8 protein-coding genes are annotated in these 13,878 nt (G+C 61.4%); 1 reads left to right on the top strand and 7 read right to left on the bottom strand.

All coding sequences use genetic code 11. From position 1 onward, the window contains the following. Nucleotides 1-3: 3 nt before the first annotated feature. From ACSQ9I_RS26860 to ACSQ9I_RS26845, 4 genes are all read right to left on the bottom strand, one after another. Nucleotides 4-1,116: an NUDIX domain-containing protein gene (locus tag ACSQ9I_RS26860; RefSeq protein ID WP_436315115.1), complete on the bottom strand. Its 1,113-nt coding sequence runs from the start codon at nt 1,114-1,116 to the stop codon at nt 4-6. A 203-nt stretch (nt 1,117-1,319) separates the two neighbouring features. After that, complete coding sequence (gene gmd, locus ACSQ9I_RS26855) at nt 1,320-2,357, bottom strand: GDP-mannose 4,6-dehydratase (RefSeq protein WP_436315114.1); 1,038 nt, start codon at nt 2,355-2,357, stop codon at nt 1,320-1,322. 61 nt (nt 2,358-2,418) lie between these two features. Beyond that, nucleotides 2,419-3,657: a class I SAM-dependent methyltransferase gene (locus ACSQ9I_RS26850; protein WP_436315113.1), complete on the bottom strand. Its 1,239-nt coding sequence runs from the start codon at nt 3,655-3,657 to the stop codon at nt 2,419-2,421. 12 nt (nt 3,658-3,669) lie between these two features. Further along, nucleotides 3,670-8,385, bottom strand: a complete 4,716-nt coding sequence (locus ACSQ9I_RS26845) for an FkbM family methyltransferase (RefSeq protein WP_436315112.1) — start codon at nt 8,383-8,385, stop codon at nt 3,670-3,672. Nucleotides 8,386-8,562: 177 nt separating this feature from the next. On the opposite strand from ACSQ9I_RS26845, the gene ACSQ9I_RS26840 reads away from it, so the two are divergent. After that, nucleotides 8,563-10,713 (top strand): glycosyltransferase family 4 protein, encoded by a 2,151-nt coding sequence (locus ACSQ9I_RS26840; protein WP_436315111.1) that lies wholly within the window; start codon nt 8,563-8,565, stop codon nt 10,711-10,713. Here ACSQ9I_RS26840 and ACSQ9I_RS26835 read toward each other — a convergent pair. From ACSQ9I_RS26835 to ACSQ9I_RS26825, 3 genes are read right to left on the bottom strand one after another with little or no spacing between them, the layout of a single operon-like run. Beyond that, nucleotides 10,685-11,428: an ABC transporter ATP-binding protein gene (locus ACSQ9I_RS26835; RefSeq protein ID WP_436315110.1), complete on the bottom strand. Its 744-nt coding sequence runs from the start codon at nt 11,426-11,428 to the stop codon at nt 10,685-10,687. The genes ACSQ9I_RS26840 and ACSQ9I_RS26835 overlap by 29 nt on opposite strands. Before the next feature lie 6 nt (nt 11,429-11,434). Continuing rightward, complete coding sequence (locus ACSQ9I_RS26830) at nt 11,435-12,238, bottom strand: ABC transporter permease (protein ID WP_436315109.1); 804 nt, start codon at nt 12,236-12,238, stop codon at nt 11,435-11,437. Continuing rightward, nucleotides 12,235-13,656: a mannose-1-phosphate guanylyltransferase/mannose-6-phosphate isomerase gene (locus tag ACSQ9I_RS26825; RefSeq protein WP_436315108.1), complete on the bottom strand. Its 1,422-nt coding sequence runs from the start codon at nt 13,654-13,656 to the stop codon at nt 12,235-12,237. The genes ACSQ9I_RS26830 and ACSQ9I_RS26825 overlap by 4 nt, the downstream gene beginning before the upstream one ends. Nucleotides 13,657-13,878 lie beyond the last annotated feature (222 nt).

Genomic DNA, 13,878 nt, shown 5'->3' with positions numbered 1-13,878 from the left:
AGTTTAACTGCGGCCCTGTGCGCGGCCCTCCTCGACCCACACCGGCGCAGCGGCGAGCTCAAGGTCGAGAAAGTGGTCGAGCATCTGAAAGTGATCGTCCATGAACTGGCCTTCGAGGTTCGGCAGCCTTGCGATGGGCGTCCACTCGACGGCCGCGGCATCGTCGTCGGCGCGAACCGCCGGCAGGTCACGGTCACCGAGGTCGAAAAAATGCACGTGAGTCAGGGTGCGGCCTCTCCCGCTTCGGCCGGGCCGGTCGAACAACTCGGTGGCTGTTAGGGAGACACGCAAGGTGGCGGCAGGCAGATCCAGGTGCGTTTCTTCTTCGAGTTCGCGCAAGGCAGTCTGTCGTGTGGTCTCTCGCTCTTCCATGAATCCACCCGGAACGGCGAGCATTCCTTTGCCTGGCGCGTGGCCGCGCCTGATCAACAAGACATAACCCTGGCACCGCACCACGCAATCGACTGTGAATAGCACGGGAGGATAGGGCGCGCCCGCCCATGACGCCTGGTAGTCCCTGAGCATTTGCCACTCCGGCTTGAGTTGCTCGAAGACCGGTTGCTTGAACCATTCGCGCAAGAACTCGACGGTGCTGCCGGGCAGATGATCGGCCAGTTGCCGAAGAGTGGATTCAGCGTCGCCGCTGCCTGCGTCGAAGATCGCGTCGCGCACCGCAGAGGCGGTGACAGGGGCAGCCCATTCAGCCTTGTGCCACTGCCAGCCGGCAAACTCGTTGAGGTAGTCGCGCGTCTCGTCCTTGAGGTGGCCTACAAGCAGCCGCGACCCTTGAGTGCCCAATGCAGCATCCACACTTTCTCGAACGGCTGCCACCCAGCGCGACTCGGCATGGTGATTACGCACTGGCGCAAATCGCACGCGTGCGCGGTCCGCTGGCAACAGCGCGGATCGAATCATCTGCGCACGTTCTAGCCATGTGAACGGATGGTCGGGCGAGCGCGCCTGGAAGGCCGAGCCGATGATTACGACGCAGATCGGCGCGGCGTCGAGCGCCTGGCGCAACAAGGCCAGATGGCCGTTGTGAAAGGGCTGGAAGCTGCCGATGAGAACGGCGGCGCCCTGTCGGGCAGGACTATTGGACTGTGACAGTAGGCTCATGCGCCGTGAAAAAATTCGCTGACCGTCGAACTGTTGCCATCGTGATGGCGAGCCGCAAAACACGGTTCAGGCTCGCTTACCAAATTCTTGGAGATCAATCCCGAGGCGCCAAGAGCACTAACAGGTCAACAATCCAAGTGCCGATTGAACCTTGCCGCCCCAACGGCGGCGGCGGCAAAGCGGGCCGGCGTTGAAGCACATACTCAGAACGAATGGCCAGCGGTGTTCCGCCGAATGTCCGCCTCGACCATCATCGTGCACAGTTGCTCCAGCGTGGTCTTCGGCTCCCAGCCCAGCTTTTCCTTGGCGCGCGCAGGGTTCCCGATCAACAGGTCGACTTCCGAGGGACGGTAGTGCTTGGGGTTGACGCGAACCAGGGTTTTGCCAGTCTTGGTGTCGATTCCCACCTCGGCCTGTTCGCTGCCTTCGAAGCGCAGTTCGTAGCCGGCCGCCTTGAATGCCATGTCGACGAATTCGCGAACGGTTTCCGTCCGGTTCGTGGCGAGCACGTAGCTATCGGGTTCGTTGGCCTGGAGCATGCGCCACATGCCTTCGACGTACTCCTTGGCGAAACCCCAGTCGCGCTTGGCGCCCATGTTGCCGAGTTCCAGCACATCCAGCTTGCCCAGCTTGATCTTGGCCACGGCGTCTGTGATCTTGCGCGTGACGAATTCGCGACCGCGCAACGGGCTCTCGTGATTGAAGAGAATGCCGCTGCAGCCGAAGATGTCGTAGCTCTCGCGGTAGTTGATGGTCATCCAGTGCGCGAACAGCTTTGCAACACCATAGGGGCTGCGCGGGTAGAAGGGCGTGTCCTCGACCTGCGGGATGGCCTGCACCTTGCCGAACATTTCGGAGGTAGACGCCTGGTAGAAGCGGATGCTCCGGTTGGTCATACGGATCGCTTCGAGCAGATGCAGGGCGCCCATGCCCGTGATCTGTGCGGTGGCGTCGGGCTGGTTGAAGCTCACGCCCACGAAGCTTTGCGCTGCCAGGTTGTAGACCTCGTCGGGTGCCGTCTCCCGGATGAGGCCGAGCGAACTGCCCAGATCGGTCAGGTCGTATTCGACCAAGTGGAGATCTGGATTTTCCTGGATGCCGAGTTCTTCGATGCGCCAGAAATTGACGGAGCTGGTTCTCCGATAGGTGCCATAGACCACGTAGCCCTTTTCCAGAAGAAGCTCTGCGAGGTAGGCGCCGTCTTGGCCTGTGATTCCGGTAACGACCGCACGTTTCTTCATATCAATCCCTCAGATCTCAAGTAAGTCAAATTCAAAGTGGTAGGCGTAGTCGGCGATTTGCTCAGATGATCTCAATTTCTGGGAACGGGAAAATGAACTTTCCGCCGTTTGCGAGGTATTCCTTTTCTCTTCTCAGGATGCCATCCTTGAAATGCCACGGCAGGACTAGGAAGTAGTCGGGCTTCATGGCACGTGCTTCGGCTTCGGAAATGATCGGAATGTGGGTGCCTGGTGTCACGCGTCCAAATTTCTCCGGATTAACTTCCGCGATGCACGGGATCTCACTGGCCGTGAGACCGCAGAATTGGAGCATGACGTTGCCCTTCGTCGATGCGCCATAGCCGATGATCTTCTTGCCGTCGGCCACGAGCGCGCGAATCAACCGGCCCAGATCGTCGCGATGGCGATAGACCCTCTCCTCGAAATCCCGGTACGGCCGAGGCGACGACAACCCCATTCTCTCTTCCTGATCCAGCAGCCAGTTGATGACCGCATCGTTGGCTTTCAGAGAGGTGTTCGACTTCTTCGCGGCGGTGACGGCGAAGCTTCCGCCATTGATGTTGTTCATCACGACGTCGACCAGCCGGAGGTTGGCGGCATCCAGGATTCGCTTCACCACGCTCAGCGAGTAGTACTCGATGTGCTCGTGGCAGATCGTGTCGTAGGAGTTGAGCCGCAGCATCGATGGCATGTAGCTCTGTTCGAAATGCCAGACGCCGTCTTCGGCCAGTACCTGTTCGATCTCCTTGGCAAACTGAATGGGGCTTTCCAGGTCGTAGAACATCGCGATCGAGGTAACGATCGTCGCGGGCTTGTCCGTCAGGGAACGGTACGCCTTGGCACTGAAGAAATCGGGAACAAATCGAATTTCAGGAGGATAGAACTCGGCGAACTTCCTGGCGGTCGGGTCGATGCCCAGCCGCGTGAGTCCGGCGGTCTTGTAGGCTTTCAGCGTGGTGCAATCGTTGCTTCCGATGTCGAGCACGGTGTCGCCCGAGCTGGGCCGCACGAGCCGCTCGAGGTAGGCGATCTTGTGCGTCAGGTGGTCGACCATCGATTGATTGAGACCCGAGCGATAGCCGTAGTTGTCGCCATACATCTCCGACGATTCGTACGAGTGACGCAACTGCAGAAGGCCACTGCTCGGACTCCAAACCAGCTCAAGCGGGCCCACCGTGACAGGTTCCGATGCACTGGCGGGGAATACGCCGGTCAACGCCTGATTGCCCAGATTGAGAACGGTGACGAGGTCTTCGGCGCCGCCGACGCGGCACCTATCAATCGCGTGGTAAGAAGTCAAAGCTATCCCCTTTTAATGAATGACTGAAATTTGCGGAAACACGGACGATGGCGGAAGCTTTGCAGCCGGATGGCCTTGGACGTGAGCAGTTTCGTAGATGGCACGCAGACGCGGCTCGATCTCCCTGAATTCTTGCAGATGCTTGAACCTCCGGACGAGCCGGGAAACTTGGAAGAACGACGCATTGTTTAATGGATCGTCCTCGTAGATTTCCCGGAAAAAGTGCTCCATGCTGCCCACCGTGTGGCGGCGCCAGCGGTCTACGTCACTCGGCGCGGCACCTTTTTCCTCCGCAAGATCATAGAACTCTGGAACACGTTCGAGGATCCAGAGCGGCGCGTATTTCATCCAGGAAACGTTCATGTTGACGACGAGCTGCGGTGTGCCGATCCACACGCCAGCCTCGTCCATCATGTGATTGAGGACGTAGTGCGTAGTGGGGATCGCCGTCTTCATCGTGGAGAACGGTCGGCCGGAGGTGTCCTGGGAGTAGGCATTGATCGCGTGATCGCGCCTCAACACCAAGGTATAGATCGCGGTAAAGAAGTTCTCGTTTCTCGCGCAGATGGTCTTGATGGGCCCGGCGAGATCGGGCTCCGCGGGAACGATCGGCGTCGCGGCCCTGAAGAACGATTCGAAGTCAGAGATGGTTCGCGCGTCTTCCAGTCGGGTGAATGCGTAGTTGAGATAGACCAGCGCGACCTCCGGATGGGCGACTAGCGTGTCCAGGACCCTCGGGATCGCCCCCGGCATTAGGAGGTCGTCGTCGCCGATGATCCAGACGTAGTCTCCGCGGGCGTGGTGCGCCGTTTCGCGCAAGTTGCCGAGCATTCCGACATTGACCGGATTGCAGCGGTACGAAAAGTCGGTCCGGCCGAGAAATGACTTGACGACCTCGGCCGTATGATCGGTGGACGCGTTGTCGCAGACGAGCAGTTCGACGCCCGGAACGGGCTGGGGATACTGCGCCGACCAGTTGGCGAGGCTCTTGGCGAGCCACTCTGCACGGTTGTAGGTGCTGATGCAAATGGAAAGCTTGGGTCTGGTGTCCAGACCCAGCTCGATTCCGCGAATCTCGAGCTCGGATGTCGGCATGACACTGTCTTTCGCGATCGCCACCGATTCGAATTGGGCCATCTGGAGCGAAACCTCCAAGGCGTAGTCGTGCCAAGACTTGAAATCGATGTCGATGGCTTCGCGAGTCAGCGTGTCGAGCGTCTTTTTCTCGCTAAGCTCAAGGATGGCGTCGGCAAGTGCAGCGGTGTTTCGCACGTCCACCGTCAGACAACCGCCGCTGTGGGCCACTTCGCTCATGGCACCGAAGTTCGCGCAGATGCATGGACGGCCGCACCACAGGCTTTCGAGGATGGGAAGCCCGAAGCCTTCTTCGAGCGACGGATACACCGTGAAGTCCGCCGTCTCGTAAAGCTGCTGGAGGCGCGAGTCGTCCGCGTGCATCTCCCAGCTGATGTTCGGATTGACCTCGATAGATTGATTGATGGAAGCTGTCAGGTCCGAAACGCATTCCCGTCCCGCGATGACCAGCTTCAGCTTCTTCTTCGTCCGCTTTTGAGCGGACACGAAAGCCTCGATCAAGCGGAGGTGATTCTTTCTCGGTTCCACCGTGCCGACACACAGCACGGTGATGACGTCTGAATTGCCACGTTGCGGAAGCGTCGTGGTTCGCGCGCGCTCAATCAGTTCGCCCGGAAGGAGCGCCGCCTTGATGCGGGTGTCGAGGCTTCTCGGCCTCTCGAGGGTCGAACCGAGGAACTGGATCAGATCGCTGCGGCTGAACTCCGAAATCGGAAGCACCAGCTCGTAGTCGGCGAGTGTTCCCATGTATTCGTGGTGCGCGGCCGAGAAATGCTCGGGATAGTCCTGCCGCAGCTTCCATGGAATGGCATCGTAGAAAACGGCAGCGCACTTCAGTCCCTTGGAGCGTGCATGCTCGAGGACATCGCGCTGTTCCTGTGTCGACAGATTTAACGGGAGCTCTGTCATCAGGAACCAGCTGTTCGGCCGTGCCGAGTCGGGCGGCGACGCCCACTGTGCCGCGCCGGGACCGTACCACTTCGCCAGATAGGCCTTCTCGTCCGGCGAAACGTCCGAGAACGCACGTGCACCCTTGTCCCATTTGACGGGGACCAGCTCGAAACCGAGATTCAGCAAGCCGCGCGCGAGTTGGCGGTTGACGCGTTGGATGCCGGTGTTCTTGGGGAAACTCACGGTCGAGTCCACCCAGTAGTAGATGGTGCCCACGGCGTCGCGTCCGTCTGCCTTGCGGTCGATTCGCGCGCGAACCTGCGCCGTGTAGTCGACCCAACCCGTGATCTTGCGTGCGATGGCGGCATCAGAAAGGTCTTGCCGAAAGCGCTCGTCTTCGATGAGCTTGACGAGACCTGCATGAAGCGCTTCAGCGTCCCGCACGTTCACCGTCAGGCAGCCGCCATCCTTTGCGACCTCCGCCATTGCGCCGAAATCAGCGCACAGGCAGGGTTTGCCGAACCACAGGCTTTCCAGGATCGGGAGGCCGAAGCCTTCCTCGACGGAAGGGAAGACGGAGAACGCGCAGCTTCCATACAGTGCGTTCAATTCCTCGTCTGTTACGTGACCGCGATAGCTGATCGCCGGATCGCGCTGCACCGCCGCATGGATTTCGTCGGCCACCAGCGGATGGAGATTGCCGGCCAGCACCAGGCGCCACGGGCTGTCCGGGTGCCTGGCGCGATAGGCCTGGAACGCTCGAACGAGCGCGACCTGGTTCTTGCGCGGCTCCACCGAGCCGACGCTGATGATCAAAGGCTCGCTGGGCGTGGAGACCTTGACGCGTTCATGCAGTATGGACTCTCCGGGAAGCACAAGGGTGGTCACTTCGGGAATGGTGTTGGATGTGGCAAGTTCGCTCCTGGCCCAATAGGCCAGAAGATCTGCCTTCGACCACTCGGAGATGGCCCATACGACGTCCGCGAGTCTCAAATGCTGCATGTACTGTCGATGGCGAGGCACAGTATCTTTCAGCTCCGGTCGGCGCAGCGGGATCGCATCGTAAAAAACGAATCCGGTTGTCAAACCTGCGCGATGTGCCCAGCCGATGAGCTCCAAGGTGACCGGTGCAGGATGCGGCGTGAGGTGAGTGACTTCGGGCACGACAAGCCAGTTGTTCGCTCCGAGTCGATGCAAAGGCACCGGCATCGACGCGGTCGCCGCAGGAAGATAGAGCTCGTGCTCCTGCGGTGCGACCGGCGGGCCGTTCCAGTGAGCCAAGTACTCGCGGTCCTCCCTACTGATCAGCACGCATTGCTTGCTCGAAGGGTCCCACTTGACGTAGCGCACACGCTCCTCGGTTCGCGCGAGGCCGGAGGCCAGGCCTCGCACGACGCGCTGCACGCCCGTGTTGGTGTCACAGAAGATGGTGTGGTCGACGAAGAGATAGACGGTGCGCTTGCCGACCGGCAGCGGCGCAGTGAACCCTTCGTGGTCGGGGAGGACAGCGGGCGTCGAGGAGCCGACGACGTAGGTGTCCAGCGTGCTGCGAGCGGGAGGCGCCTTGGCCCCTGATATTGCCGAGGTTGCGGCTGTCGCTTGGAGGCGTCGGGTACGCTCCTCGATAAACCGCTTTCGCGCCGGGAGCTTCCAGGGTGTCGCGGCCCAGTACAGTGCCTTGAGACCACGGCGTGCCTGATTGCGCATGCTGGCTGGCAGGGCGGCGTATGCCGTGCGCAGCGGCCGCGTGAGGCGCCATGAAACGCTCTGCTGGTGCGCTAGGAGTTGCACATACAGTGCATCGCCACGGTTCCCGGCCTCGCTGGCGCGCAACTGCTGGACCTGGACCTCCTGTTGAAGCAGGCGATGGCGTTCGTCCGCCCGAGCGATCGAGGCTGCCAACTGTTGTGCACTGGCGTCGACCTCTTTCTTGAGCCGATCGATGACTGCCTGGAGTTCTTTCGCATCGCGCTGTGTTTGGGAGACGATCTCGTCTTTTTGCCTGAGCGCCTCGTCGCGCCTTTCTATGATTCCGCGGGACCATTCGGAGCTGTTTTCGCCGCTGAGCCTGGCGTGATCGAAAACATTGGGAGGCGCTGAAAAATGCTGGGCCAATTCGCTGTGTTCATTGGCGACATAAAAGCGATTCAGGCCATCGAAATAGACGAACGCGTAGTTGGCTTGCAAGAGCAGGTGCTCCCACTGCTGGTGGTCGAGCTTGCTTGACAGCGGTTCCGTCGCCTCGATGACCATGATCCAGGGCCGCAGGGTCGCGCTGTCCCAACCTTCGAGCACCTGCTTCTCGAAGCCTTCGACGTCGATCTTGAGCCAGTGAACGTCCTGCCCCTGCAGGTGACGAAATGCCGATCTCATGGTGAGCACCGGCACTACCAATTTCTCGATGACGAATCCGTGAACGTCATGATGATTGCTGGCATGGCGCTCCACCCCGGTGCTCAACCCTGTGCCCGAAATGACATTCAGGGACAAGGTGCCTTCAGCATCGCCCAAGGCGACCTGCAGCACAGTTTCATCCGGGCGATTTTCGCGAAGGAGGTTGGCGAATTCGAGCACCGGCTCGACGTGGATTCCGCGCCAGCCCTTGTCATAAAAGGCTTTGCTGACCGAATCAATGACCGGATGCTGGGCGCCGACATCGATATAGCAGCCGTTCTGTACGTGCTGAAGCGCGCGCCAAAGCATGACGTCTTCGAAGTTTTGTGCGTAGGAAGTGAAAGTCATGGGCCTTGTGTCTGTGATCCCCCGAAGACGGCCCCCAATGAAGCGCTGAGCCTCGACCATCTCCCCCCAGGGGCGACTTGGTATTCTATAGTGTTGCGTTTGCGCGACGGTCGACGACTAAACTCATCCCCTGAAGAAATAGCCCGAGCCGAGTCAGCCTCCGTGACTCGCTGATGAATGACGAAGCAGAAGACTTTGCTGCACCGCAGCGCGCGCAGGACCGCCAAGGCACTCTGGTGGCTGGTGACTCCCTGGAAAATGCGTCAGCGCCTGCAGTTCTTGGGTGAGCGGGCGGAGCGCGAGGCGAGGGATCAGGCGATCGAAGCCTTGGTTCACCGTGAACAGCGCCGCGCATCGCTTCGTCAGGATGGAACGCTAGCGGTGGCGCCCCAAGCCATCGATCTGTGCAGCGATTCGAGCGTGGTTGAAGCGGTCGGCTTGCCGATGGATCGGATCTATTGGCCGGCGCAAGCGGGCGATGCGATCGACGACCCGTGGTCGGCAGTTCGATATCTGATAGATCTGTGGCGTTGCAGGCCCGAACTTCGCCGGCGGTTCCCACAAGCCTTGTCGTCCGGGCAAGCAGGCGAGTTCGGCAGCTGGCTTCAGCGGGGAGGCCTGAACGAATTGGCGCTTCCCGCGTCGAGCGGGCCATGGCTTCTCCAAGCGCTGGAAGTGGGCGTTTCCGACAACGCTCGGCAGGCCTTTCTCGGCAACGAGATGCCGCGAGCGGCACTGCCCCATGGGCTCACGCCGCCTGGCATGCGGGAGGCCTTTCGTTGGTTCCTGCACTACGCCATGAAAGAGGCTGGCTTGCGTGTCGAAGAGGTGTGGTGGCTCTTTCTAGGTGCCGCTCAGAATCCGCAGCGGGAGCTGATGCGCGCGTACAAGTTCACTCAGGCCTGGCAGCAAGAGCATCCCGATGGCCTGACCCCTTTTGGTCGTGATGAGTTTGCGGCCTGGTTTCGGTCCGAGTACGGTGTCGACGAAGAATGGGCGAACCCTGCGACTTGGTGCGAATCGCAGCCCGCGGCGCTGGATTTGCGAACCAGCTACTGGGCCCGGAAAGAATGGCAGGATGCGCACCCGGATGCTCTGAACGACACGCGGTCTGCGCAAGCGTTCTTGAGGTGGCTGAGATCGCCGCAGTCGAGTATCTCGGACTCAGCCCGGCAATGGTGCTTGGCGCTCGATCCGGATCAGACCGCCGTCGAACTCGCAAAGGCCGGCGCTAATGTCATCGGGCATTTTTGCTACCCGTCGGGACTGAAGGTGTCCGTGGAAGCCATGGTGAAGGCCATGCAGGCGGTCAAGGTCCCGGTGTCGCTGCGTGACCTGCGCACCGATGCAAAGGATGATCCCCATCACGTCGACTTCGACGGCATGGAGTGCCTCGACGTCACCATCATCCATACCCAACCCGAGCCTTTCTTCGACGAGCCTTACTGGCGCTCCGACCTTCAGCCGCGAGATCCGCGGACTTATCGCGTGGCTTACTGGTATTGGGAGTTCGATTCCATCCCGGAGTCTTGGATTGCCCACGCGGAGAACGTCGATGAGGTTTGGACTGCGACCGATTTCGTCGCCCATGGCTTGCGTTCTCGGCTCGATGTTCCCGTGCGTACGCTTTTCCCCGGGGTGACGCTTGCGCCGTACGAGCGGCGCAGTCTCGGCGACTTCGGGCTGAATCCTGCTTCGTTCACTTTCCTGTTCACGTTCCATATGATGAGCGTGATGGAGCGCAAGAACCCCTTGGGGCTCATTCGTGCCTTCAAGGCGGCCTTTGCGACCGGCGAGCCCGTTCAATTGGTGCTGAAAACCTCGTTCGGCGATCGGCATCCCCAACAGCTGCAGCAACTCCGTGATGCAGCGGCCGATGCCAACATTGTCGTGATCGACGAGGTCTATAGCCACGATAAGGTGCTGTCGCTCATTGATGCCTGCGATACGTATATTTCCCTGCACCGCAGCGAGGGCCTGGGCCTGACGATGGCCGAAGCCATGCTCATGGGCAAGCCGGTCATCGCCACGGGTTTTTCGGGCAATGTGGACTTCATGGACGAGAGCAACAGCTTGCTCGTTCCTTTTGAACTGGTGAAGCTCGGCAAGCCTATTCCGCCATACGACGCCGATTTGGAGTGGGCCGAACCCTCCGTCGAGCATGCCGCACAGCTCATGCGTCGCGTCTACGAAAACCAGGAATGGGCGCGCGAGGTCGGTGCGCGAGGCAAGGCGAGCGCCGAAGCCAACCTGTCGCTGGAGGCTGCGGGCCGAAGAATCGCCGCCCGCCTCGAGGAGATCAAAGCGCTGCGGCGCGCTGCCCGCTGATCTCTTCGGTCTTCGCAACCTCGACGATCCGCCCGTGCTCCAGGTGGATCACCCGGTTGCACTCCTTCGCGATCAGGTCGGGCGAATGCGAGGCCAGCACCAGGATGCCGGACTTGGACACCACGTCCTTCATCCGCTGCTCGGCCTTCTCGGTGAACTCGGCATCGCCGACAGACAGCCACTCGTCCATCAACAGGATGTCGGCCTCGACGCTGGTCGAGATCGAGAAGGCCAGCCGCATCAGCATGCCGGTGGAATAGGTGCGCACCGGCATGTTGACGTATTCGCCCAATCCGCTGAACTCGCAGATCTCGGGCGTGAGCGCATCGATCTGCTTCTTGCTCATGCCCATCACGAGCCCGCGCAGCATGATGTTCTCGATACCCGTCGCGTCGTGCTCGATGCCCAATGCCGGGTCGATCAGGCTGGAGACGCTGCCCTGGCGGACGAATTCGCCCGAGGACGGCTCGTAGACGCCGGCCAGCGCGCGTAGCAGCGTCGACTTGCCCGCACCGTTGTGGCCCACGAGGCCGAGGCGGTCGCCGCTCTTCAACTCGAGGTTGATGTTGCTCAGCGCCTGCACCACATTGACGCCGGTCTCCTTGCCGAAGCGGCCGCCGGTCACGGACGCCGCGAGCGTCTTCTTCAGCGAGGCCGCTCCGGCCCCGTAGATCGGGAAGTTGACCGAGACGTTCTTGAGGGAAATGAAAGCCATGGTTCCTTACAGCCAGTAGACGACGCGGCGACGGTATTTCGCGAAAAGCAGGCTCGAAGCGATCAAGCTCAGCGCCGTCCACAAGAGAATCCCCCACCAATTGTGGGCGCCGGAGACGCCGCCCATCAGGGGCGCGCGCAGCAGGTCGAGCATCTGCGCGAACGGGTTCCACAGGATGTACTGGGCGCGACCGGGCAGGCTTTCGGGGAGCCAGAAAACGGGCGTCAGGAACATCAGCATCTGCATCACGCTGGTGACGATCTGGGTCACGTCGCGAAAGCGCGTGCAGACGAGTCCGAGCGCCATGCCCAGGGCCTGGGCGTTGATCAGCATCAGCAAAAAGGCGGGCACGAAGAGCAGCGCAGACCACGACAGCGAGATGCCGGCCCACAGGGCCACCGGCACGTAGAGCACGATGTGATGGGAGAACTGGATCAGGTTGCGCGCCATGCTCCGCCAGACGAACAGGCTGATCGGGAAGTAGCCCTGCTTGAGGTAGTTGCTCGACCCGATGAAGGCGTTGCAGGCGTCGGTCACCATGCTGGAGAAAAAGCTCCAGAAGATGATCCCCAGCGCCAGGTGCGGGAAGAACTTCGACAGCTCGGTGCCGAACAGCGAGCTGTACAGCGGGCCCATGCCGCCGATCATTGCGCCCATACTGAGCGTCAGCCACAAGGGGCCCAGCATCGAGCGCCGGTAGCGCAGCACGATGTCGAACCAGGCCAGCGTCCACCAGATGTCGGTGCGGCGGGTGCCCTCCCACCAGTCGGCCCACGCGTTGCGATGAAGATTGGAATGCGCCTGGCTCATACGCGTCCGTAGGTGTCCACCAGGCGAACGATGTCGTCTTCGCCGAGGTAGCTACCGCACTGGACTTCGATGAGAACCAGTTCATCCTGTCCGATATTGGTCAAACGATGCTTCTCCTTGAGCGGGATGTAGCGGTACTCGCCGGGCAAGGTCTTGTGCTCCACATCGCCGATCTGGACGATCGCCGTGCCGCGGACGACAACCCAGTGCTCCGCGCGCTGGTGGTGATACTGCAACGAGAGCGCCTCCCCCGGCTTCACCGTGATGCGCTTGACCTTGTAGCCGTCTTCTTCCTTGAGCGAGGCGTAGGTGCCCCAGGGACGGTGGACGACCGCGGGCAGCTGCACGGTTTCGTGCTTGCGCGCCTTGAGGATGTCGACCACCTTCTTGACCTGCTGCGCGCTGTCCTTGTGGGCCACCAGCAGCGCATCGGGCGTGTCGACGATCACCAGGTCGCGCAAGCCCAGGGCCGCCACGATCTTGGGACCATGGCTTTCGACCTGGATGTGGGTCCCCGTGGTGTCCACGGCCACTACTTGGTCGTCCGGGAAGGTATTGCCGCTGGCGTCCGACGGCATGGCATTGGCGACGGCCGGCCAGGAACCTACGTCGCTCCAGGCGAACCGGGCCGGCACCACGCGCACGTTGTCGGCGTGTTCCATCACCGCATAGTCGATGCTGATGTCGGGCTGCAGACCGAAAGCGTGCAGGTCGAAGCTGACCGCCTCGCCCTTGGTCTGCGCCGTGTCCAGCGCATGGCGCGCCGCCTTCAGCACTTCCGGCGCATGCAGCTCCATCGCCGAGACGATCGCCGCCGCTGTGAAGCAGAACATGCCGCTGTTCCAGTAGTAGCGTCCCGTCGCCAGGTACTCCTGCGCCGTGGCCAGGTCCGGCTTCTCGACGAATCGCTTGACCGGTTGGCTGCCGCGCGAGACGCGCTCGACTTCCACATAGCCGAAGCCGGTTTCCGGTGCGGTCGGCGAAATGCCGAACAGTACCAGCGCACCTTCCTGGGCCAGCCGGAACGCCTCGCTCGCGCTGGCGACGAAGGCTTCCACGTCCGGCACCAGGTGATCGGCCGAGAGCACCAGCATCACGGTGTCGCCGCTGAACTGGCGCTCGCACTGCAAGGCCGCCAGGGCGATGGCCGGCGCCGTATTGCGGCCCCTGGGCTCGAGCAGGAAGGTGGCCGATGGCGGATCGCTCATCTGACGCAGCACGTCCTTGGTCAGGAACTGGTGGTCCTTGTTGGTCACCACCATCAGATCGCCCGTGCCGCAGGCCTGCCCTCTTTCGATGGCCTGCTGAAGCAGGGTCGAGTCGCCGAGCTTCATGAAGGGCTTGGGGAAGGCTTGTCGCGATGCGGGCCACAGACGGGAGCCTGCGCCTCCCGAGAGCACAACAGAAAGCAAGCGCATTTTTTGGATGGGGTGTGAAGAAGGGGATAATTTTACCGGTCCCGCTACAGGGAACACCCGATGATCGGCCACCACCCTATGCACCCATGCCCGCAATTCTCTTGATCTCCCTCGATGCACAGTAAGCCGACGCTGCCGGCAGCGCCATCGCCGCACGCGCGGCCTGAGCCCGATGCTCGCCTGGACGGCGCCCATCTCCAACGACGCATCAGGGCGCTCGAA

The organism is Variovorax sp. LjRoot84 (assembly GCF_964254305.1).
GTDB lineage: Bacteria > Pseudomonadota > Gammaproteobacteria > Burkholderiales > Burkholderiaceae_C > Variovorax.
This window is presented reverse-complemented; position numbering and strand designations above follow the sequence as displayed.

What these genes read in the sequence shown, in the direction of transcription:
- ACSQ9I_RS26825 (WP_436315108.1), bottom strand. Translation starts at nt 13,656, where the DNA reads ATGCGCTTGCTTTCTGTTGTGCTCTCGGGAGGCGCAGGCTCCCGTCTG.
- ACSQ9I_RS26845 (WP_436315112.1), bottom strand. Translation starts at nt 8,385, where the DNA reads ATGACTTTCACTTCCTACGCACAAAACTTCGAAGACGTCATGCTTTGG.
- ACSQ9I_RS26860 (WP_436315115.1), bottom strand. Translation starts at nt 1,116, where the DNA reads ATGAGCCTACTGTCACAGTCCAATAGTCCTGCCCGACAGGGCGCCGCC.
- ACSQ9I_RS26830 (WP_436315109.1), bottom strand. Translation starts at nt 12,238, where the DNA reads ATGAGCCAGGCGCATTCCAATCTTCATCGCAACGCGTGGGCCGACTGG.
- gmd (WP_436315114.1), bottom strand. Translation starts at nt 2,357, where the DNA reads ATGAAGAAACGTGCGGTCGTTACCGGAATCACAGGCCAAGACGGCGCC.
- ACSQ9I_RS26835 (WP_436315110.1), bottom strand. Translation starts at nt 11,428, where the DNA reads ATGGCTTTCATTTCCCTCAAGAACGTCTCGGTCAACTTCCCGATCTAC.
- ACSQ9I_RS26840 (WP_436315111.1), top strand. Translation starts at nt 8,563, where the DNA reads ATGACGAAGCAGAAGACTTTGCTGCACCGCAGCGCGCGCAGGACCGCC.